20 protein-coding genes are annotated in these 21439 nt (G+C 68.6%); 13 read left to right on the top strand and 7 right to left on the bottom strand.

Going from position 1 to position 21439, the window contains the following annotated elements; genetic code table 11:
* The first annotated feature begins 46 nt into the window (after positions 1–46).
* The 3 genes from thrS (at position 47) to BN3560_RS01435 (ending at position 3086) form a co-directional block, all read left to right on the top strand.
* Positions 47–1960 carry a threonine--tRNA ligase gene (gene thrS / locus BN3560_RS01445; protein WP_096226733.1) on the top strand — a complete coding sequence of 638 codons (1914 nt, stop codon included), beginning with the start codon at positions 47–49 and terminating at the stop codon, positions 1958–1960.
* A 195-nt stretch (positions 1961–2155) separates the two neighbouring features.
* Entirely contained in the window at positions 2156–2713 is a 558-nt protein-coding gene (locus BN3560_RS01440; protein WP_096226732.1) for a hypothetical protein, read from the top strand.
* A 37-nt stretch (positions 2714–2750) separates the two neighbouring features.
* Complete coding sequence (locus BN3560_RS01435) at positions 2751–3086, top strand: hypothetical protein (protein WP_096226730.1); 336 nt, start codon at positions 2751–2753, stop codon at positions 3084–3086.
* Positions 3087–3148: 62 nt separating this feature from the next.
* Here BN3560_RS01435 and BN3560_RS01430 read toward each other — a convergent pair whose 3' ends face one another.
* Positions 3149–4858 (bottom strand): cation:proton antiporter, encoded by a 1710-nt coding sequence (locus tag BN3560_RS01430; RefSeq protein WP_096226728.1) that lies wholly within the window; start codon positions 4856–4858, stop codon positions 3149–3151.
* A gap of 229 nt (positions 4859–5087) precedes the next feature.
* Here BN3560_RS01430 and BN3560_RS01425 point away from each other — a divergent pair, with 229 nt between their 5' ends.
* Positions 5088–5996: an ion transporter gene (locus tag BN3560_RS01425; protein WP_096226726.1), complete on the top strand. Its 909-nt coding sequence runs from the start codon at positions 5088–5090 to the stop codon at positions 5994–5996.
* A 195-nt stretch (positions 5997–6191) separates the two neighbouring features.
* On the opposite strand, the gene BN3560_RS01420 is transcribed toward BN3560_RS01425, so the two are convergent.
* A complete protein-coding gene (locus BN3560_RS01420) occupies positions 6192–7115 on the bottom strand; it encodes a patatin-like phospholipase family protein (protein ID WP_096226725.1) in 924 nt (307 codons plus the stop codon).
* A 428-nt stretch (positions 7116–7543) separates the two neighbouring features.
* Between BN3560_RS01420 and trxA the strand changes: the two genes are divergently transcribed.
* Positions 7544–7852, top strand: a complete 309-nt coding sequence (gene trxA / locus BN3560_RS01415) for a thioredoxin (protein WP_087190929.1) — start codon at positions 7544–7546, stop codon at positions 7850–7852.
* A gap of 227 nt (positions 7853–8079) precedes the next feature.
* Here the strand turns inward: trxA and BN3560_RS01410 are convergent, their stop codons facing one another.
* Positions 8080–8835, bottom strand: coding sequence for a MerR family transcriptional regulator (locus BN3560_RS01410; RefSeq protein ID WP_096226723.1), 756 nt, complete (start codon positions 8833–8835; stop codon positions 8080–8082).
* Between the two features lie 184 nt (positions 8836–9019).
* Here BN3560_RS01410 and BN3560_RS01405 point away from each other — a divergent pair, with 184 nt between their 5' ends.
* Complete coding sequence (locus BN3560_RS01405) at positions 9020–10366, top strand: MATE family efflux transporter (protein ID WP_096226721.1); 1347 nt, start codon at positions 9020–9022, stop codon at positions 10364–10366.
* A 117-nt stretch (positions 10367–10483) separates the two neighbouring features.
* Here the strand turns inward: BN3560_RS01405 and msrA are convergent, their stop codons facing one another.
* Positions 10484–11485, bottom strand: coding sequence for a peptide-methionine (S)-S-oxide reductase MsrA (msrA, locus tag BN3560_RS14920; protein WP_096226719.1), 1002 nt, complete (start codon positions 11483–11485; stop codon positions 10484–10486).
* Positions 11486–11717: 232 nt separating this feature from the next.
* Between msrA and trxB the strand changes: the two genes are divergently transcribed.
* From trxB to BN3560_RS01375, 5 genes are all read left to right on the top strand, one after another.
* Positions 11718–12692, top strand: a complete 975-nt coding sequence (gene trxB / locus BN3560_RS01395; protein WP_096226718.1) for a thioredoxin-disulfide reductase — start codon at positions 11718–11720, stop codon at positions 12690–12692.
* A gap of 147 nt (positions 12693–12839) precedes the next feature.
* Positions 12840–13913 carry a peptide chain release factor 1 gene (gene prfA, locus BN3560_RS01390; protein WP_238386225.1) on the top strand — a complete coding sequence of 358 codons (1074 nt, stop codon included), beginning with the start codon at positions 12840–12842 and terminating at the stop codon, positions 13911–13913.
* Positions 13914–14227: 314 nt separating this feature from the next.
* Positions 14228–15232, top strand: coding sequence for a N5-glutamine methyltransferase family protein (locus BN3560_RS01385; protein WP_096226716.1), 1005 nt, complete (start codon positions 14228–14230; stop codon positions 15230–15232).
* A 199-nt stretch (positions 15233–15431) separates the two neighbouring features.
* Complete coding sequence (locus BN3560_RS01380) at positions 15432–15944, top strand: L-2-amino-thiazoline-4-carboxylic acid hydrolase (RefSeq protein ID WP_087190923.1); 513 nt, start codon at positions 15432–15434, stop codon at positions 15942–15944.
* 220 nt (positions 15945–16164) lie between these two features.
* Positions 16165–16998 carry a purine-nucleoside phosphorylase gene (locus BN3560_RS01375; RefSeq protein ID WP_096226714.1) on the top strand — a complete coding sequence of 278 codons (834 nt, stop codon included), beginning with the start codon at positions 16165–16167 and terminating at the stop codon, positions 16996–16998.
* A gap of 40 nt (positions 16999–17038) precedes the next feature.
* On the opposite strand, the gene BN3560_RS01370 is transcribed toward BN3560_RS01375, so the two are convergent.
* Complete coding sequence (locus tag BN3560_RS01370) at positions 17039–18103, bottom strand: PTS transporter subunit IIC (protein ID WP_096226712.1); 1065 nt, start codon at positions 18101–18103, stop codon at positions 17039–17041.
* Between the two features lie 390 nt (positions 18104–18493).
* Between BN3560_RS01370 and BN3560_RS01365 the strand changes: the two genes are divergently transcribed.
* Positions 18494–19333, top strand: a complete 840-nt coding sequence (locus tag BN3560_RS01365) for an MBL fold metallo-hydrolase (RefSeq protein ID WP_096228547.1) — start codon at positions 18494–18496, stop codon at positions 19331–19333.
* A 99-nt stretch (positions 19334–19432) separates the two neighbouring features.
* Here the strand turns inward: BN3560_RS01365 and BN3560_RS01360 are convergent, their stop codons facing one another.
* Both BN3560_RS01360 and BN3560_RS01355 read right to left on the bottom strand, forming a co-directional pair.
* The gene (locus BN3560_RS01360) at positions 19433–19849 is read right to left on the bottom strand and encodes a hypothetical protein (protein WP_096226711.1); all 417 of its coding nucleotides are present in this window, start codon (positions 19847–19849) and stop codon (positions 19433–19435) included.
* Complete coding sequence (locus BN3560_RS01355; protein ID WP_015538696.1) at positions 19846–20049, bottom strand: helix-turn-helix transcriptional regulator; 204 nt, start codon at positions 20047–20049, stop codon at positions 19846–19848. Before BN3560_RS01355 ends, BN3560_RS01360 begins: the two co-directional genes overlap by 4 nt.
* Positions 20050–20329: 280 nt before the next feature.
* On the opposite strand from BN3560_RS01355, the gene BN3560_RS01350 reads away from it, so the two are divergent.
* The gene (locus BN3560_RS01350) at positions 20330–21253 is read left to right on the top strand and encodes a LysR family transcriptional regulator (RefSeq protein ID WP_015538695.1); all 924 of its coding nucleotides are present in this window, start codon (positions 20330–20332) and stop codon (positions 21251–21253) included.
* The last annotated feature ends 186 nt before the right edge of the window (positions 21254–21439 follow it).

Below are 21439 nucleotides of genomic sequence, written 5' to 3'. Positions count from 1 at the left end.
ATCGTGCAGGCGCTTTGTGCGCGCCCGGCACAGGAAAGGAACCATCATGAATATCGTACTTCCCGACGGCTCGCGCAAGGAGCTCGCCGACGGCGCTACCGTCGCGGACGTGGCCGCCTCCATCGGCGCGGGCCTTGCCAAGGCCGCGCTCGCCGGCATCGTGAACGACCGGCCGGTCGACCTCTCCGCGCCCGTGGCCGAGGGCGACTCCGTAGCCATCGTCACCGCCAAGAGCGACGAGGGCCTGGAGCTCCTGCGCCATTCCACGGCGCACGTCATGGCCGCCGCGCTCGTCGACCTCTACGGCGACGTGCAGTTCGGCGTGGGACCGGCCATCGAGGGCGGCTTCTATTACGACGTGAAGACGGGCCGTGCGCTCTCGCCCGACGACTTCGCCGCCATCGAGGCCCGCATGGCCGAGATCGTGAAGTCCGACGAGCCCTTCGAGCGCCGCGTGGTCACGCGCGCCGAGGCCGAGGAGATCTTCGCGAACCAGCCGTTCAAGCTGGAGCTCATCGCCGAGCTTCCCGAGGACGCCGTCATCACCACGTATACCATCGGCAAGTTCACCGACCTCTGCCGCGGGCCGCACCTTCCCTCCACCGGCAAGCTGGGCGCGTTCAAGCTCACGAAGCTCGCCGGTGCGTACTGGCGCGGCGACGCCGAGCGCGAGATGCTCACCCGCATCTACGGCACGGCGTTCTTCAAGCAGAAGGAGCTGGACGAGCACGTGCGCAACCTGGAGGAGGCCGAGAAGCGCGACCACCGCAAGCTGGGACGCGAGCTGGGCATCTACGTCATGGACCCGCTGGCGGGCGCCGGTCTGCCGCTGTACCTCCCCAAGGGCGCGCGCATCATCCGCACCCTGCAGGAGTGGCTGCGCCGCGACCTGTACACGCGCGGCTACGAGGAGGTCATCACCCCGCACATCTACAACGCCGACGTGTGGAAGACCTCGGGCCATTACGGCTTCTACAAGGAGAACATGTACTTCTTCGAGATCAACGAGGGCGACGACGAGAACCCCCGCATGACCGAGTACGCCGTGAAGCCCATGAACTGCCCGGGCCACGTCATGCTGTACAAGAGCGAGCTGCATTCCTACCGCGACCTGCCGCTGCGCTACTTCGAGTTCGGCACGGTGTACCGCCACGAGATGAGCGGCGTCGTGCACGGCCTGCTGCGCGCCCGCGGCTTCACCCAGGACGACGCGCACGTGTTCTGCACGCGCGACCAGGTGGTGGACGAGGTGGTGGCCATCCTCGGGCTCGTGGACCATATCATGTCCACGTTCGGGTTCGAATACGAGGCCGAGATCTCCACGCGTCCCGAGAAGTCTATCGGCACCGACGACATGTGGGAGCATGCCACAAACGCGCTCAAGGAAGCATGCGAGCGCCACAGCCTGTCCTACGACATCAACGAGGGCGACGGCGCGTTCTACGGCCCGAAGATCGACATCAAGGTGAAGGACGCCATCGGCCGCACCTGGCAGTGCTCCACCGTGCAGGTGGACTTCAACATGCCCGAGCGCTTCGGGCTCACCTACCGCACCGAGGACAACACCGAGGAGCGCCCCTGGATGCTCCATCGCGCCATTTTCGGCTCCATCGAGCGCTTCTTAGGCATCCTTATCGAGCACTACGCGGGCGCGTTGCCGCTGTGGCTGGCTCCTGTGCAGGTTGCCGTGCTGCCGCTGGCCGACCGTCACAACGAGGCGGCCCATGATCTAGCCTTGAAGCTGGCTGATGCGGGCGGTCGCGTGGAGGTGTACGACCAGAACGAGCCCATGCGCGTGAAGATCGCGAAGGCCCAGAGCCAGAAGATCCCGTACATGGTGGTGCTCGGCGACAAGGAGATCGAGAACGGCACGGTCAGCGTGCGCGAGCGCCACGAAGGCGACCTCGGCGCGTGGGACGTGAAGAAGCTGGTGCAGGCCATCAAGGACGCCGCGCTGTAGCGGCGCGCCGGGCGGAGGCATACCGCGCCGCCGGGCTCGGTCGCGCGGTATGCCCGAGCGGCGGCGCACCGTGTCCCAACCTCGCTTCGAACGGAAGCCCCCGCCTGGTCGGGGGCTTCTTTCGTGCTTGCCGAACAGTGCGGGGGCCGGTATGATGGCTTCATGTCCATTCAAGGTAGGGGAGGGGAACGTTTCATGAAGAGGATCAAGATAGCCGCCGTCTGCGCCGCCGCGCTCATGGTGCTGTGCCTGGGGGCGCTTGCAGGATGCGGGCCGAACGACGAGGAGGTCATCCGCAACGGGGTGGCCGAGGAACTGGACGGGCTGAAGAACCTGGACGAGGCAGCGCTCGCCGACCTCATGTCCGGTGCGGACGTTGCGGACCTGTCCGAGTTCGGCATCGATGCGAACGAGTTCATGAAGGCTTACCTGGCCGGCTTCGATTACCGTATCGGCGACGTGACGGTCGACGGCAAGGAGGCCCATGTCGACGTGGCGCTCACGTGCAAGAGCTATGCCGCCTACGAGCAGGCGCTCGAGGATGCTGCGGCGAAGCTGGCCGAGGACGAGTCGTTCCTCGAGCTTCCCGAGGCCGAGATGAACCAGAAGATCGGGGAGACCGTCATGGAGGCCACCGCGGCCATCGAGCCGGTCGATGCCGGCTCCGTCACGATCGACTACACGCTCGAGGGAAGCACCTGGACGCCCACCGAGCAGTCCACCCGCAACATAGCCGAGGTCCTGTTCGGTTAGGCGGGAGCGTGGAATACGGCTGGGGATTGCGGCGCTCATGGCGGGCCTGCTGCTCATGGGGCTCGTGTTCGTGGTGACGGGCGTCCAGATGGCCTGCAGCCGCTGGCGGCATGCGCTCGCCGGCGCCGCAGGGCTACCGGAGCGCGAGCGCGAAGCGAGCGGCGTGGCGCAGGCGACCCGCGTAGGCGGTGTGCTGCTCATCGTCGTCGGAGCGGGCGTCGTGGGCCTCGGCGGCTGGCAGGCTTGGGCGTCCTACACGCCCGAGAGCGACGGCATGCTGACGGTGGCCGGCGTGTTCCTGGTGCTTGTCGACCTGTTCGTGGTCTGGGCGCTGCGTGCCGCGCGCCAGGAATACGAGGACGGCTCCCGCTAGCAGTTCGTCCAAAAGCTGGCGCGATCCGTCCGGCTGCCAGCCGGCCCGTTTCGCGCCGTCCTTCAGGAACGGGGCCCGTCGTCCCCGTTCTCGTCGTGCCCCGCACGTGTGCCGTACCGGTCGCGCAGGGCAGACTCCCGCATCTCCCGCGCGTCCTCGAACAGCCGACGCGCGTCCTCGCGGCTGACGCCCATGCGCTCGGCCGCGCCGCCCAGCTCGTTCATGCGGCGTCGGTACTCCCTCACGGCATGCTCGGCAACAAGACGCCGCCGTTCCTCGCGGCGCTGCTGCCTGTCGGCCAGCCGGGGGCCGTCGCCGTCGGGATCGGCGTCGTCCACGAGCGCGCGGCGTGCCATCTCCTGAGAGGCGAGGTCCAGCGCCTCGTCGATGGCGCGCTTGCGCGCCGAGGCTCGCTGAAGCAGCGCCGCACGGTCCTGCCAGTCCAGGTCCTCGAAGCTGCGCCCCTCGTGTCGTGCCGCCAGCCGCTCGAGCGCCGCCTTGCGGGCGAGCATCCGCTCCAGCTCCCAGTGCTCGCGCAGGATGTCGCCGATGTCGCGCGGGCTGTGCGCTATCTCGCGCACAGCCTCGATGGGCTTCGCGTCGGCCACGCGGTAGGTGAGCATGCCCAGAAGCGGCATGAGGAACACGGTGATGGCGCCGGCCGCCACGAGCACGCTGGCCGTCTCCTGCGGCATGGCGCCCGCGCTCACGGCTACCGACGTGACGGCCACGATGATGGGCAGCGCCGTCGTGCAGTACAGCGCGATGGTCAGGCGGTTGTGCGTCGATATGTCGCGCGTGTCCTTGCCGGTTGAGAGTGCGGCGAAGATGGGCACCGCGCGGATGAGCAGCAAAAGCGCGATGAAGCCCACCAGCACCTCGGGCTGCTGGAACACCGCCGCCAGGTCGATCTTCGCGCCGGACACCACGAAGAAGATAGGTATGAGGAAACCGTACGCCACGCCGTCCAGCTTGTGCTCGAGCGCGTGGTCGCCCTCGGGGATGATGTAGCGGAGCACGAAGCCCGACGCGAACGCTCCCAGCACGATGTCGAGGTCGAACGCGGCCGACAGGGCCACCAACCCCACCAGCAGGAGCACCGTCACGCGCATCATAGTCTGCGAGGTGCCCTCGGCGTTGGCGGTGAGGAAGCGGAACAGCCGGTGGCCGGCCTTCTTCGCCTTGGCGGGCACCACCGCCACCAGCACGCACAGGGCCATGAACGCCATCAGGATGAGCACGGTCTTCCACTCGGCGCGCGTCGACAGCAGAAGCGCCATGGCGAGCACCGGGCACAGCTCGCCCCACGTGCCGTAGGCCAGGACGGACTCGCCCACGCGCGTGCCCATGAGCTCGCGCTCCTTCAGGATGGGCATGAGCGTGCCGAGCGCCGTGGTGGTCAGCGCGATGGCCACGGCCACGGACTCTATCTCGTTCGCGAACAGGCCGCTGGCGAAATGCACGAACAAAAAGGCCAGCACGATGGACACGGCCCAGGTGGCCAGGCCCCGCTTGCCCTGGGAACCGGTGAGGCTCTTCGGGTTTATCTCGTAGCCCGCCAGCAGGAACAGGAAAGCCAGGCCCAGGTCGGACAACAGCCCTACCGAGTCGGTGAGCTCTATGGCGCCCGCGAGGTTCGGCCCGAGCACGGCGCCGGCGATGAGCAGGAACACCGTCTCGGGGATGAGCTTGCCGGGGATGAGCTTGGCGAGGATGGGGCACGCCGCCGCGACGAGCGCGATGATGGCGAGCGAGATGAGGTCGACGGGCATGAAGGGCCTTTCGGGCGTGCGAGAACGACGTTTGCAGACGAACGATGCCATTGTAGCGCAACGGAGGGGGACGGCGTCGTGGTATGCTTAGGGCGCACGCAGAGCACGTACCGCCCGCCGCCCCCGCGGCGCGGGCGAGCGGGAAAAGGAGCGAACCCCATGATCGTCATCGCCGAGGTCTCCGCCGAGGACCGCCGTCCCCGTTCCGTCCCAGGGTGGACGCGGGCCCATGGCTAAGCGGGAGGAGCTGCTGGAGCGCCGGCTGGCACAGGCATCCCCGTTCAAGCGACAGGCGTTCCTCGCCTTGGAGGACGTGCGCGCGGCGCGCGGCGCAGCGCGGGCGGTGGGTATCGCGCTGTTCGCGCTCATCGTGGCGAACGCGCTGCTCGTGTTCGCCGAGCCGCAGCTGGACGTGTCGTCGGGCGTGTCGCATGCGATGCTCGTGTTCGGGCTGGCCTCGAGCGCGTGCTTCGCGGTTGAGTATGGGGCGCGCCTATGGGTGGCCGACTTCGTGCATCCTTGCTGCGGGCCCGTGAAGGCGCGGCTGCGCTACGCGCTCTCGCCCATGGGGCTCGTCGACCTGCTGGCGTTCCTGCCGGGGCTGCTGGTGCTGGCGGTGCCGGTGTCCGCCTCGGCGCTCAACGCCGCGCGCATTATCCGCCTGCTGCGGCTCGTCAAGCTGTCGCGCTACATGCGCGGGCTGCGGTCCATCGCGCGCGTGTTCGCGAAGCGCCGCCAGGAGATCGTCGCCGCGTTCACGGTGCTGGGGCTGCTCACCGTCACGGCCAGCGTGCTCATGTTCGAGGTGGAGCATCCGGTGCAGCCCGACAAGTTCGACAGCGTGCTCACGGGCATGTACTGGGCCATGACCACCATCACCTCAACGGGCTACGGCGACCTCGTGCCCCTGACGGCGGCGGGGCGCCTCGTGGGATTCCTCACCATGCTGCTGTCCATCGGCGTGGTGGCCATCCCGGCGGGCATCTTCTCGGCCGGCTTCGTTGCCGAGTTCCGCGCGCAAGACGCGCGGGCCCGCGCAAGATGCGGTGCGGACGAGGGGGATGTGCGCGACGGCGATGGGGAGCGTGGCGACGGGTGCTGCGAAGACGGCGTCGAGGCCGATGCCGACGACTTGTAGGGGCCCGGCGGGGGCGCAGGCGCAGCCCGTCGCTTGGCGGGGCATCACCTGCGGCACGGCTACCCCGCCGTCTGCGTGCCGGGCGCAGCGGCGCCCCGGGGCTTGCGACGCGCTCCGCCTCGTTGTCTGCGGCGTGGTCGCGCATCACGCCGATCTCGCCCGCGCATCCCTGTGATCGCCGAGGCGGCCCGGCTGCTATCCTGCCAGGTAACGCTCGAGCGCGGGCCAGGCACGCAGGGCCTCGGCGTAGCCCTGCTCGTAGAGGGCCATGAGCTTGGCCTGGTCCTTCTCCATGCTCGATACCGTGACGGGCTCCGGCGGGCGGATGAGGAAGAGGAGGCCCTCGTCGTGCAGGCAGGGCAGGGCCCGGTACAGGCGGTTGTACTCGTAGTGGCGATGCTGCAGGCGGTCGACGTAGAAGGGGAAGTCGGCGTAGCGCTGGCGCAGGAGCGCCATGAGCTTGTTCGGGCCCTTCAGGTAGTCTTCGGCTTGCGTGAGCACCACGATGCGCTTGGCGGGGCCGGTGAGCAGCGAGTAGATCACGGGCACGCTGTCGCACGTGCCGCCGTCCAGCAGGTGCTTGCCGTCCACCTTCACGATCTGGCTCACAAGCGGCATGGACGACGAGGCTATGAGGTAGTCGACGTCGGCCAGGGCGTCGGAGAACTCATGGTAGTCGGCCTCTCCCGAGTCCAGGTCGCTCGACACGGCCACGAGGCGCATCGGCGAGCTGTTGAAGGCGGCGTAGTTGAAGGGCTCCAGCTGGTTGGGTATCACGTTGAAGGCGAAGTCGCGTCCGCAGGCGTTGCCCGTGCGCACGAAGCTCTTCAGGGAAAGGTAGCGCCAGTCGCCCGCGTACTTCACGTTGAGGTAGCAGGAGCGGCCCGCGTCGCCGGCCACGTAGTTGTAGCCGCAGAGCGCGCCCGCCGACACGCCTACCGTGCGTTCGCAGAACAGCCCGCGGTCCATGAAGGCGTCCAACACGCCGGCCGTGAACTGGCCGCGCATGGCCCCGCCCTCCAGCACGAGGTCGACGGGCGTCACGGCATGCCCGCGCCAGGCGGGCTCGTGGAGGTCGCGGGGGTCGGTGCGGGGGAGGCGTGCGGTCGTGTCGCTCATGCGGGATCCTTTCTGCGTGCTCGCGTCCTATTATAGCGCAGCGGCCCCAACGGCGGCACGCGCTGTAGCCTAATCGGGAGGCGCCGTTCGCCTTGCCAGCTGGCCGGGACCGGTCGCGCTCGCAGCGCCCTGCACGAGGGCGGGCGCGCCGCTTCTCCGGCCGAGGGGACGGCGGCCGCAGCCCTTTTCCCGCATCTGTGAAGTAACCATGGAGCGCCTGCCGGCGATCGGCCGTTCGCGGGGCGAAAATGTCGGGAAACCCAAGTTTTATGCCCTAAACCGTAACAATTAGATGCACAGTTGAGCGAAGGCGTTTACAATACGGGCAGAACAAACTGATCGCGCGCCCGCCGGGCGCCGCGAGAGACGGTGCCCGCGGCACCGCGAGCAGGGCCGTGCGAGCGGCCGAGACTATAAGGAGGCTTTACATGAGCGAGGTTGTTTCTTCTTCCGATTTCCAGTCCAAGGTGCTCGACGCGCAGGGTCCCGTGCTGGTGGACTTCTTCGCCACGTGGTGCGGTCCGTGCAAGATGCTGGCGCCCACCATCGACGAGATCGCGGCCGAGCAGGCCGGCAAGGCGTCCGTCTACAAGCTCGACATCGACCAGAGTCCCGACATCGCCCAGAAGTACGGCGTGATGAGCGTGCCCACGCTCGTCGTGTTCGAGAACGGCCAGGTGAAGAAGCAGGCTGTGGGCGTGCAGCCCAAGCAGAACATCCTGTCGATGCTGGCCTAGCGCCGCCTCGCCGCAGGTTCCCGGAAGCGCCGGCCGCCTTGGGCAGCCGGCGCTTCCTTGTGCTCGGGGAGACAAAGGGAGACAAGGGGACGGGGATAACGTCACGTTCTTCGAAGTCCTCGGATCTCGTTAATCGCTTGGAATGTGACATTATCCCCGTCCCCTTGTCTCCCTTTGTCCCCTTGTCTCCCTCCTCCACGCATCCTGCCGCTCGTGCGCCCCTGCGGTCAGCCCAGCACCCAGGCGCGGTAGTAGTCCCAGCGCGCCGCGTGCGGGCCCTCCTCGACGGCGGTGAGCAGGTAGGTGCCAACCGCGAGGCGCGGCTCGAGGCCCTGCCGGGCCGCCTCGGCGAACAGTGCGGGGGCGTTGCTGCGGTTCGGGTCGTCCGGGTCAACCAGCAGCAGGCACTCGCGCCCCTCCCCGGCGCCCGGCGCATCCCGCTCCCAAACGGCGCCTGCGCGCGTGGGCGTGTCGGCTACCATCTCGAACACGGTTCCCGGGTCCGCTGCGTCCACGAGCACGGCGAAGCGCCAGGGCTCGTGGACGAGCAGGGGCCAAAGGGCCGGGTCGGCGTAGTCGATGGCGTCGAGGCGGGCGATGCCCGGCGCGCCGGGCCGCATGCCCGCCGCCTCCAGCTCCTCGGCCCGTGCGTTCAGGACACGCTGCCGCGCCAGGCGGGCCCGCATGGCCTCCAGCTCGGCGATGCGCTGCTCCACGTCGCGGGCCGTGCGGTCGAGTGCGTCGTCCAGGTCGCGTGCCGAGAGCGTACGGTAGCCCGCCAGCTCGCGCACCGGCACGCCCAGGCGACGGTAGAACGCTATCTCGCTCGCGTCGATGAGGTCGTGCAGGGCGTACTGCCGGTAGTCGTTGCCGCGGTTGCGGCCGGCGCGCACGAGCCCCTCGCGCTCCCAGTAGCGCAGCGTCGACGGTGCCACGCCCAAGTAGCGTGCCGCGTCCTTGATATCGTACAGCACGGGTTCCATGACGCGCTCCCTTTCCGTTTGGAGATTTGGGGGAGGTGGGCAGGGCGCCCCTTTACCTTAAAGTCGCTTTAAGGTTTAGAGTATCATGCGGCAATGGCCAAGACAAGCCCCGCCCGCGCAGCGAGGCGTTGGCGGAGGGGGTGCCCCTTGGGGGCGCGGTAGAGCACCGGCGGAGTGGAAAACCATGATCAAGAAGAATATGTTGAAAGAGTACCTGCGCTACATCCTGCCCACGATGCTCACGTTCACGCTCGCCAGCGTGTACAGCATCGTGGACGGCATGTTCGTGGGTCACGCGGTGGGCGATGCGGGCGTCGCGGGCATCAACGTGGCGTTCCCGCTCGTGGCCTTCGTCATGGCCGTGGGCACGGGCATCGGCATGGGCGGCGGCGTGATATCGTCCATCGCGCGCGGCGCGGGCGACGAGGCGAAGTCGCGGCGCGCGGTAGGCACGACGTTCGTCATGCTGCTGGCGGCCGCACTGCCTGTCATGGCGCTGCTGCTGTTCGCGGCCGAGCCCATCTGCCGGCTCCTGGGAGGCCAGGGCGGCACGCTCGAGCAGGCCGTGGCGTACACGAGCGTCATCGCGTGGGGCGTGCCGTTCCAGATCTTCGTCACGGGATGCACGCCGCTCATCCGCAACCAGGGGCGCGTGGGCTTCGCCATGGCGGTGCAGGTGTTCGCGGGCCTGATGAACGTGGTGCTGGACTACGTGTTCGTCATGCTGATGGGCTGGGGGACGGCCGGCGCCGCCGCGGCCACGGCGGTGTCGCAGGCTGCGGCGTTCGTGCCGGTGCTCGCGTTCTTCCTGCTGAGGAAAAACCGCATCGCGCGGGCCGACCTGCGCCCGGACGGCAAGATCGTCGCCCACGCGCTGAAGCTGGGCATGGCGCCGTTCGGCCTGACGCTGCTGCCCGAGGCCACGGTGGTGGCCATCAACGTGAACCTGTCGGCCTACGGCGGCGAGACGGCGCTCGCGGCCTACGCCGTGGTGTCCTACACCGCCTGCGTCATCCAGATGCTCATCCAGGGCGTGGGAGACGGCTCGCAGCCGCTCATCTCCAAGCACTACGGCGCGGGCGATGCCGACGGCGTGCGGCGGTTCAGGAACACGAACTACCTCATAACCATCTTGCTGGGCGCGCTGGGGCTTCTGGCCATGTACCTGCTGCGGAACCTTGTGCCTCTGGTGTTCGGCTCGTCGGCCGAGACGGCCGCCATCGTGGCGTACGCGTTGCCCATCTTCTCCATGGCGTATGTGTTCTACGGGTTCACGCACGCGTCCACGTCGTACTTCTACGCGGTGGACGACGCCCGCGCCTCGAACGCCATCGTATACGGCGAGGCGGTGCTCGTGGTGCTGGTGGTGTTCGGCATCGTGCGGGTGGCGGGCGTCGACGGCATCTGGTTCTCCGTGACCATCGTGCAGATGATGCTGGCCTGCGCGGCCGGGGCGCTGCTGCGCTACCGGCACCGGAGGCGCGCCGCGCAGGCCGCCCCGGCCCCGCAGCCGGTGGGCGAGGGCTGCTAGCAGCGGCTGCGCACGACCTGGTTAGGCTGCCGCGCGCTGGCCGACCCGGGCTGTGCTTTCGCACGACCCGGGCCGGCTCTGGTCGGCGTGCGACCGGTGCGGGCCGGAGGGGGGCGGTCAGCGGAGGGCCGGCATGCGGCTGGCCTCCTGCTGCTCCACGAGGGGCTTGAGGTAGCCGTAGCCCTCGGCGTCCATGCGCTCGAGCGGCACGAAGCGCAGGGCGGCGCCGTTGATGCAGTAGCGCAGCCCGCCCGCCTCGGCGGGGCCGTCGGCTGAAGGCGCGCCGAGGGCATCGTCCGCGCCATCGTCCGCGCCGCCCGCGCCGGCGTCGCCCGGATTGCGCGCTTCGCCGGCCGAGACGCCCTGCGTTCCAGGCGCATCGGCCCCGGCCCCGGGGATGGCGCCCATCACCGCCGGATCATCGGGCGATTCGCACAGGCCGTCGAACTGGATGCACGGCTGCCCTTCCGCAAGCCCCATGCGCCGTGCGAACGCCTCGGCGGCGGCCAGGTCGATGTGGCAGTAGCCGTGCGGGTTCTTGCCCAGGTAGTCCTGGTGGTAGTCCTCGGCTGCGTAGAAGCCGTCGAGGGGCTCGATCTCGGTGACGATGGGCTCGGTGTAGCGCGCCTGCTGGCGGCGCAGCGCCGCCTCGATGGCGGGCAAGTCGGCCTCGTCTTGCCAGTAGATGCCGCTGCGGTACTGCGTGCCCGCGTCGTTGCCCTGGCGGTTAAGGCTCGTGGGGTCCACGACCTCGAAGAAGCCGTCGAGCAGCACGTCGGTGGGCAGGATGCGCCGGTCGTAGGTCACGGCCACCGTCTCGGCGTGGCCCGTGTTCCAGTTGCACACGTCGCGGTAGCTGGGATTCTCGGTGGAGCCGTTAGCATAGCCCGCTACCGTGCGCCGCACGCCGGGCAGGCGCTTCAGGAACGCCTCGAGCCCCCAGAAGCAGCCGCCGGCCAGGTAGAGCGTGTGCAGGTCCTCGCCATCCGTCCCGCCGCGGCGGCCCGCACCCGCCTGCTCGCCTTTGTGCGGGTGCGGGCCGCCAGCCGACGCGCCGTGCGGGTGCGCGCTGCGTGCGGGAGACGATCCGGCCGGGTGGTTCGTGTTCTCAGCGTCCATGGAACGTTCCTTTCCTCGCTTGGTCGCATCCATGGTAGTGCGCCCTGCGGGCGCGCGGCGCCGCCTTCGCGAAACCGTCACGCACGCGTTGAGCACGCGGGGCCCGGCGCGGCATGACGGTTCGCCAACCGAATCCTGCTTATTCGGCGTAAAGTGGTGCCGATCTTGTGACAATTAGGCGACGAGCCCTATACTGGATGCAAAGCAAAGGTTCCGCGATAGGAGGCTTCCCATGACAGAGGAACCCAACAACGACACGTCCGCCGCGTGCAAGGCGGACGGAGCGCAGGAGAAGGCCATCGACGTCGCCGTCATCGGCGCCGGCCCCGCCGGGCTGACGGCCGGGCTCTACGCTGCGCGCGCCGGGCTGGAGACCGTGCTGTTCGAGCGCATCGCGCCGGGCGGGCAGCTGGCCCAGACCGAGCACATGGAGAACTACCCGGGCTTCCCCGACGGCACGAACGGCTTCGAGCTGGCCTTCTCCATGAAGCAGCAGGCCGACCGCTTCGGCGTGCGCAACGTGGGCGAGGAGGTGCTGGGCGTGGACTTCACCCAGAATCCGAAGGTGCTCAAGACCGCGTTCAACGAGTACCGCGCCAACAGCGTGATCATCGCCACCGGCGCCCGCCCGCGCAAGCTGGGGCTGGAGCTGGAGGAGGAGCTGCAGGGCCGCGGCGTGTCGTACTGCGCCACGTGCGACGGCAACTTCTTCCGCGACAAGACCGTCATGGTGGTGGGCGGCGGCAACACGGCTGCGGGCGATGCCATCTACCTCTCGCGCATCTGCAAGAAGGTGTACCTGGTGCACCGCCGCGACAAGCTGCGCGCCACCGCCATCTACCACAAGCGCCTGGAGGACCTGCCGAACCTGGAGTTCGTGTGGAACGCCGTGCCGCGCAAGCTCGTGGCCGACGAGGGCGCGCTCGCAGGCGTGCGCGTTGAGATGCTCGAGACGGGGGAGGAGCGCGACATCGCCGTGGACGGCCTGTTCGTGGCCGTGGGCACCGAGCCGAACACCGAGTTTCTGGCCGGTGCGCTGACGACGGACGAGACGGGCTACATCGTGGCCGGCGAGTCGGGCGAGACGGAGGTTCCCGGGGTCTACGTGGCCGGCGACGTGCGCACGAAGTTCCTGCGCCAGGTGGTCACCGCCGTGGCCGACGGGGCGCTGTGCGCCGAGGAGGCTGCGGAGTACCTGGCCATCTAGGGGAGGCGCCGCAGGAGGGGCTGCGCTTTGCGCCGCTCTCTGATATCATGAACCAGTTACCGTAATGGCGCCCGGTGCCTTGTGCACCGGGCGCTCGCCGCGCGCGGGGCGAGCGCCGCGCAACCACGTTCAAGAAGGACATATCCCATGCAGGAAACGGACATGCGAGAGAAGCTCGAGAAGATCATCCAGGCTTACGAGGACCTCCAGGGGCGCATGGGCGACCCGGCCGTGCTCGCAGACCAGAAGGAGTACAACCGGCTGGCAAAGGAGTACGCGAGCCAAGGGCCGCTGGCGAAGAAGGCCCGCGAGTACGTGCAGGCCTCCGACGACCTGGCGGCGGCCAAGGAGATGCTCGCGGACCCCGATATGAAGGAGTTCGCCCAAGAGGAGATCGCCGGCATCGAGGCGCGCCTGCCCGCGCTCGAGGAGGATATCAAGTTCATGCTCATCCCGGCGGACCCCGCCGACGACAAGGACATCATCGTGGAGATCCGCGCGGCCGCCGGCGGCGACGAGGCCGCCATCTTCGCGGGCGACCTCTACAAGATGTACGAGCGCTTCGCGGGCGCGCAGGGTTGGAAGACCGAGACCATGGACGTGTCGGCCTCCGAGGCCGGCGGCTTCAAGGAGATCCAGTTCAAGGTCAAGGGCGACAAGGTGTACTCGGTCATGAAGTTCGAGAGCGGCGTGCACCGCGTGCAGCGCGTTCCCAAGACCGAGAGCCAGGGGCGCATCCACACGTCCACGGCCACCGTGGCGGTGCTGCCCGAGGCCGATGAGGTGGAGGTCGACATCAACGAGAACGACCTGCGCATCGACGTGTACCGCGCCGGCGGCCCGGGCGGCCAGTGCGTGAACACCACCGACTCGGCCGTGCGCATCACGCACTTGCCGAGCGGTTTGGTGGTGCAGTCGCAGGACCAGAAGTCGCAGCTGCAGAACAAGATCGCGGCCATGGCCGTGCTGCGCGCGCGCCTGTACGAGAAGATGCTGGCCGAGCAGCAGGCCGCCGAGGGCGCCGAGCGCCTGGCGCAGATCGGCTCGGGAGACCGCTCGGAGAAGATCCGCACCTACAACGGCCCGCAGGACCGCGTGACCGACCACCGCATCGGCTACAACGGCACCTACAACGGCGTGCTTCTGGGAGACGGCCTGGGCGACGTGATCACTGCGCTGCAGGCTGCCGACCGCGCGCAGAAGCTCGAGGCGGCTGTGTAAGCTCGTACTCGGCCGTATCCCACATCGGCCGGCATGCGGCAGAACGCGCTCCGAAGTCACCGTTTTGGCCGCGGTGAAGCCTTTTCGCCGCGATAGGGGCCTTGTTTTCGACGGAGCCTCGGAACGACGAGAATCGACATGTGCTTGACCTGGCCTTCTCCGGAAGGGTTGTGGCACAGTGGGGCTGCGCGTCGAAAACGGGCTTCACAACGGCCAAAACGGTGACTTCGGAGCGCGAGAAACCGTAGGCTCGCTTCAAAGCGGGGCTTGACGGGGGCGGTTCCGGTACCTGCAAGATTCGGTTCGAAGGGGATATGGTCGTGGAGAACGACATCTGGACCATCAAGGCTGCGCTCGACTGGACGGTCGGGTACCTTGAGCGCAAGGGCGACGAGAGCCCGCGCATCTCGGCGCAATGGCTTCTGTCCGAGGCGTGCGGCCTGTCCCGCATCGAGCTCTACGCCAACTTCGAGCGCCCGTTGTCGATGGACGAGCGCGACGCGCTGCGCGGCTACGTTACGCGCCGCGGCCGAGGCGAGCCCTTGCAGTACATCACCGGCGAGGTGGGGTTCCGCCACATCACGGTGCGCGTGCGCCCCGGCGTGCTCATCCCGCGGCCGGAGACCGAGGTGCTCGTGAGCGAGGCGCTCGCGCTCCTGCCCCCGGCGCCGCGCCCGCGCGCGAAGGACGAGGAGGCCGAGGCGCCCGCCGAGGACGAGGCAGGGCTGGCCGGTGCCGCGGACTCCGATTGCACCGAGGCGCCCCCGGCGCCCGCCGAGACGTCCGCGCCCGAACCGCTCCTCGTGGCTGACCTGTGCACGGGGTCCGGCTGCATTGCCTGCTCCATCGCCTACGAGCATCCGCTCGCGCGCGTTTTCGCCACCGACATCGCACCCGAGGCCGTCTCCCTCGCGCGCGAGAACGCCGCGTCGCTCGGGCTGGACGGGCGCGTGAGCGTGGTCGAATGCGACCTGGGCGAGGGGCTTCCCGCCGAGGTCGTGGGCGTGCTCGACCTCGTGGCGTCGAACCCGCCCTACGTGCCCACAGCCGTGCTCGCCGGCCTCCCGCGCGAGGTGGCCGCCTACGAGCCTGCGCTCGCGCTCGACGGCGGCGCCGACGGGCTCGACGTGTTCCGCCGCCTGCTGGCGTTCTGCGCCCGTGCGCTCAAGCCGGGCGGAGGCTTCGCCTTCGAGCTGCACGAGACCTGCCTGGACGACGCGGCCCGTCTGGCCGCCGAGGCGGGCTTCGTGGACGTGCGCACCGTGTCCGACCTCGCCGGCCGCCCCCGCGTGCTCGCGGGACGTTCCGCGCGGACCTAGCTGCGGGCGGTGCGCATCTGAAGGGTTCGTCCGCGGCCGGCGCGGTTTGCGCGAGCGGCTTCCCACCGCTATGCGGCTCGCGCGAGCGGCAGCCCTGCGCCGCACGGCGATTCGCGTGTCGGGGCGCCGTTGGGGGCTGCGGGATGGTGCGAGGGCCTATAATGGAGCGGTTGCACGTTGGTGAGGGGAAGGGGATCGCATGAGCAAGATCGTCAACGAGCCGAAGAACACGTTCCCGCTGTTCGTGAAGGTGCGCGAGCAGCTGGAGCACCGGGCGCTGTGGCTCTACCTGCTGGTGGACGAGGCGCGCAAGCACGGGCTGCCCGATGACGCGTTCGCGGCCGATGCCGTGAAGCGCTGCGGGCTGTACCAGGGCGCCGAGATCGTTGAAAAGAGCGGCACGAAGAGCCTGAAGGGCCTGAAGAAGGTGCTGTTCACGAAGAGTGCGCAGATCGTGTTCGAGATGAAGGTGGTGGAGAGCACCGACGACAAGCTGTCCATCGACTTCCACTACTGCCCGCTTGTGAAAGCGTGGCAGAAGCAGGGCTGCACCGACGAGGAGATCTCCCGGCTGTGCGATTTGGCCATGTGCGGCGACCGCGGCATCGGCGAGGCGCACGGCGTGGAGCTGGACCTGCCCAAGACCATCGCACGCGGTGACGACTGTTGCGCCATCCGCTACGTGCGTCGCGACGGGGCGTCGACGAGCTAGGGAAACGCAGGTCGATACATGGTTCGACCGGTCGAGTAGGGCAAGGACCCTGCCGCCGACCCGAGGCAGTCTAACCTGTCGAAGGCAAGGGCGGGGGCCTTGCCCGAGCGCATGGACGAACGCCGCATGGATCGGCGTTTCCCTTGGTCGGCGCTCCGCTCCGACATGCGCTAGAATACGTCTAACAGTAGCTATCGTCCTCTATCTTGAAGGAGCAGCAATGGCCCAGCGCAACGTGTTGAAAGAGAACCTTGCCGAGTCCGCGCGCGTCGTGCGCGAGCGCATCGGCGACCGCCGGCTCGAGGTGGGCATGATCCTTGGCTCGGGGCTGGGCCCGTTGGCCGAGCGGATCGAGGACGCCGTCTACGTACCGTACGGCGAGGTTCCCCATATGAGGACGAGCACTGCCACGAGCCATGTGGGCCGCTTCGTGTGCGGCATGCTGGGCGGGAAACGCGTGCTGGCCATGCAGGGCCGTTTGCACGGTTACGAGGGCAACACCGCCCAGGAGGTGGCCTACCCCGTGTGGCTCATGCACGAGCTGGGCGTGGACACGCTGTTCGCGACGAACGCGGCCGGCGCCATCAACGAGAGCTACCGTGTGGGCGACTTCTGCATCATCGAGGACCATATCAACTTCACCGGGCGCAACCCCGTGGCGGGCCTCGAGCCCGACGGCATCGCGTTCCGCTTCTTCTCCATGCTGGACGCCTACGATCCCGCGTTGCGTCGCCTGGCGCGCGAGACCGCCGACGAGCTGGGCATCCGCGTGCAGGAGGGCGTGTACCTGGGGCTGCTCGGCCCGAGCTTCGAGACGCCGGCCGAGATACGCGCCTTCCGCGCCTGGGGTGCCGATACGGTGGCCATGAGCGTGTGCGAGGAGGTCATCGCGGCGCGGCACACAGGGATGCGCGTGCTGGGCATGTCGCTGGTGAGCAACATGGCCTGCGGCATCGAGGGCGCCTCGCCCACCGACGAGGAGGTGCTCGACGTGGCGCACGGCCGCGAGGCCGACTTCGCGCGCCTGGCCACCGCCATCGTGGAGCGCATGTAGGGAAAGTGCCCGCGCGGCGGGAGGAGCCTGCGCCCTCTCCTCAGTCCTCCAACTTGAGGTCGCCTTCGGCGATGAGGCCGGCGCGGCGCATGAGGGTGCATACCGCCCAGCTGATTACGGCGGGCAGCACCAGGCACACCAGCGCGAGGCCCGCCCACTCGAACGCGCCGGGTGCCGCCGCGCCGGCCTCCATGCCCGCCACCCAGCCGGTGTACACGCCGATGGGCCCCACGAGGCCGCACGTGCCCATGCCCGAGGCCACGGCAGGGCCGTTCTGCTGCAGGGCGAACACGCAGGTGGCAAGCGGCCCGGTGACGGCTGACGCCACGATGGGCGGCACCCAGACGAGCGGCTTCCTCATGATGTTGCCCATCTGCAGCATGGAGGTGCCCAGGCCCTGCGACAGCACGCCGCCCCAGCGGTTCTCGCGGAAGCTCATGACGGCGAAGCCCACCATCTGCGCGCAGCAGCCCGCGAGCGCAGCCCCGCCGGCCAGCCCCGTCAGACCAAGCGCCGCGCAGATGGCGGCGGACGAGATGGGCAGCGTGAGCGCGATGCCGATGACCACCGACACGATGATGCCCATGAACAGCGGCTGCAGCTCGGTGGCCCACATGATGAACCCGCCCACCGACGAGGCCAGCGCCCCTATCCACGGCGCCACGCCCAGCGCCAGCCCGCAGCCGGCCAGGACGGTGACGGCGGGCGTGACGATGATGTCCACCTTCGTCTCCTTCGACACCGCCTTGCCCAGCTCTGAGGCCGCGATGGCTATCACCAGCACGGCCAAGGGCCCGCCGGCCCCGCCCGCCGCGTTGGCGGCGTAGCCGACGGCTGCGAGCGAGAACAGAACGAGCGCGGGCGCGCGCAGCGCGTAGCCTATGGCAACGGCCATGGCCGGCCCTGCCACGCTCTTGGCGAACGTGCCGATCTCGTTGAAGAAACCGACGCCGGATAGGTCGCCCACCGTGGTGAGGATAGTACCGATGAGCAGCGAGGCGAACAGGCCCTGGGCCATGGCCGACAGCGCGTCGATGGCGTAGCGCTGGAACGATACCTCGATGTCCTTGCGTGCAAGAAATGCTGTAACGGAGTGCTTGGGCATGCCGTCCCCCTTCGGGCGCGAGCGGAGCTATGCGGTTCTGACCGGGATTTCTCATGGAACCATGGTAGACGAAGCCGCAGGCGGGAGGGACGGGAGCGCGGCCGGCGCCCGTCTGCGGCGGATTTCCGGCGAGCCTGTGCGGTTTGCGGCGTCCCCGCGCGGCCGAGGGGCGCTTCGGGTACAATCGACGCGAAGCGACAGGGCCGAAGGGCCGCGAGGCCGCGCGATGGGGCTGCGGGGCCGGATGGCGGTGCGGACGGAGCCGGGCGGGATCGGGCAGGAGGGGCGAGCGCAGGCGTGGATATGGTTTTCGAAGAGGTCTTCTCGCGGCGGCAGATAGAGGCGCGTCGGGTGGCCGACGGCGCGGCGGATGCGCCGGTTCCGGCTGCGATGCAGGCACGCCTCGGCACTCCTGTGCCCGGTGGGGCGCGCACGCTGCGCCTGCACGTGCTGGCCAGCGGCAGCCGCGGCAACGCGGCCGTGGTGGAGGACGCGGCCACGGGCGCGGGCGTGCTCGTGGACTGCGGCATCTGCAAGCGCGACTTCTTCGCGCGCTGCGACGAGGCCGGGTTCGATCCGGCGAGGCTCGCGGCCATCCTCGTGACGCACGACCACACCGACCACACGAAGGGCCTCGGCGTGGTGCTGCGCGGCCTGGCGAAGAAGGGCGTCGAGCCGGCCGTGTACGCGGACGACGCTGTGCGCGCTGCCAGCAGCGAGGTGCGCGCGCTCGAGGATGCGCATGACGTGCGGTCCCTGCGCGCAGGCGATGCGCTCTCGCTTGCCGGCCTGGCCGTCCACGTGTTCCGCACCTCGCATGACGCTGCCTCGTCGTGCGGGTTCCGCTTCGAGAGCGCCGGCGGCGACGTGGCGGGCTTCGTCACCGATACCGGCATCGTCACGGGGGAGGCGCACGAGGGCCTCATGCACGCGCGGCTGTTGGCGCTGGAGAGCAACCACGATGTGCAGATGCTCGCCGACGGCCCCTACCCGTATCCCGTGAAGCGCCGCGTGGGCTCCGACGTGGGCCACCTGTCCAACGACCAGGCCGCCGCCGAGCTCGAGGCGCTCCTATGCGACGAGCTGGAGCAGGTGGTGGCCATGCATATCTCGCAGAACAACAACACCTACCGCCTGCCCGCCGAATCCCTCGCCGCCGTCGTGCGCCGCGCGGGTCATCCCGCTGCGGTGCAGGCCGCCCTCCAATCCGTGCTCGTGAGCGTGGGCTGACCGAGGTGGCCGCTATACGGCCGTTGACGCTGGCAAAAGGGGAACGGTGCGAACGCCTGCACCCTGCGAGCGCTTCGCCCGCCCCGCTCTCGACATGCCCTACATGGTCTTCTGCGCCTTCGCGATGAACGCGACGTAGGCGATGAAGGCCACTACCTCGATGCCGACGAACACGAGCATGCCGACGAGGGTTACCTGGCCCAGCACCCACAGCACGAGCGCTGTCACCGGTACGAGCACGGAGAACAGCGTGAACGCCCGCGTCGCGGCCAAGTTGCCGATGGCCACGTTGCGCTCGTCGTTCTGTTCGACGAGCTCTTTTCGCGTGGGCTTGTGGGCGAGTGCGAACAGGCCGCACACGATGAGGGCGAACGCGCATCCTCCCAGGCCGAAGGCGGCTTGGGCGCCCAAGGGCAGCGCGTCCGACACACCGCCCAGGTTGAAGGCGAAGGCGAGCGTGGCCACGAGGAACAGCACCCCGATCGACAGGGTGATAACGGCGGGCTTGTTGTTCATTGCGCTTCCTCTCGGTAGATGAACACGTCTTCGATGCTCAGGTCGAAATGGCGGGCGATCTTGAACGCCAGCAGGATGGAGGGGTTGTAACGCCCCTTCTCCAGCGAGCTGATGGTCTGGCGCGACACACCCAGCTCCGTGGCAAGGTCCTCTTGCTTGATGCCGCGCGCCTTGCGGATTTCCTCCAAACGGTTCTCCATGCGCGCCCCTTTTTTTTCTTCCGGTGTCGCCAATGTAAAGCTAGCTTTCCATGCAGTATAGGCCTGCCTGGAAGAAATGTAAAGTAAGCTTTCCATAAAAAGGAGGACGGGTGCGGGGGCGATGACGATGTTTTTTTCTGCGGCTGTCAAAAAATCCTTCGGCTTGCATTCACCCGCGTTCGTTATGATGGGATTCCATTCGGCTTTAGCCGAATGCGGCCGGTTGAAAGGCCGCATAGGACGTGGATGGCAGGACGAGGCGTGCGAGGGGGCGTGGCCCATGCTGCTGGACGACATAGAGATTTTCACGGTCATATCGGAGACGAAGAGCCTTTCCCAGGCCGCGGAGCGCCTGTACATGTCGCGACCGGGGCTCTCGCAGAAGATCGCCAACATAGAGGCGCGCTACGGCACGAAGCTCTACGTGCGCACGTCGACGGGCGTGGTGCCCACGGCAGCCGGCCAGATCGTCACGAAGTTCGCCAAGAAGATCGCCACGTTGGAGACCGCGCTCTCGGCCGAGCTCGCGGCGGTCGACGAGCACTTCGACAGCACCATCGAGGTGGGCATGAGTATGAACGACGGCGTGGCGCTGCTGCCGGCGCTGGTCAAGCGCTTCCACGACCTGCACCCCGACGCGCTCGTGCACCTGGACGCGGGCTACGAGCCCGAGCTCATGGAGAAGCTGAAATCCGGCAAGCTTGACTTCGCCCTGCTGGAGAACCAGCCGCTCGACGACGGCATCTCGCGCGAGACGCTCGGTTACAAGCGCCTGCTGTTCTGCGCGCCCGACCGGCCGCCCTACAACTCCGTGCCCCAGCCCGTGAAAATCGAGACGCTGCTCGAATGGCCCATGATCATCTACGAGTGGAACTCGGGCCGCCACATGGTGGGCAACCGCCACTTCCGCGAACGCTACAACCTGTCGCTCACCGACCATAACATGGTGGCGCGCTTCGACACGCACGAGGCCATGGTGAACGGCGCGAAGGCGGGGCTCGGGTGGGCGAGCATTCCCGAGTGCGTGGCCGAGCGCTACCGCAACGAGCCGGGCCTCATCTGGTTCAAAATCGATACCGACCCCATGCGCTACCCGGTGGACCTGGCCTGGCACACCGGGCGGGTCATATCGCCGCTGGCGCTGGAGTTCAAGGACTTCATCCGCGACAACGTGCCCGCGGGCTACTTCCACGGGCGGGGGTAGGGCTTCCTGCGAGCAGGGGAGGCGTGCCGCGGCGTCCGCCCGTGCGCCGCGCTGCCGAGCCCGCTGTGCCTGCGCTCGCCTCCTAACGCTCGCCCGTCCCGACGGCACCGCCCCGTGCCAGCCGCGCGTCCGCGGACGTGCCTGGCGCTTCCGGCCGTCAACGTCGCTTTACGGCGGCGGTAAGCG

This window comes from Gordonibacter urolithinfaciens (assembly GCF_900199375.1).
Classification (GTDB): domain Bacteria; phylum Actinomycetota; class Coriobacteriia; order Coriobacteriales; family Eggerthellaceae; genus Gordonibacter; species Gordonibacter urolithinfaciens.
The sequence above is the reverse complement of the archived record's forward strand: the minus strand, read 5'-3'. Positions and strand labels throughout refer to the sequence as shown.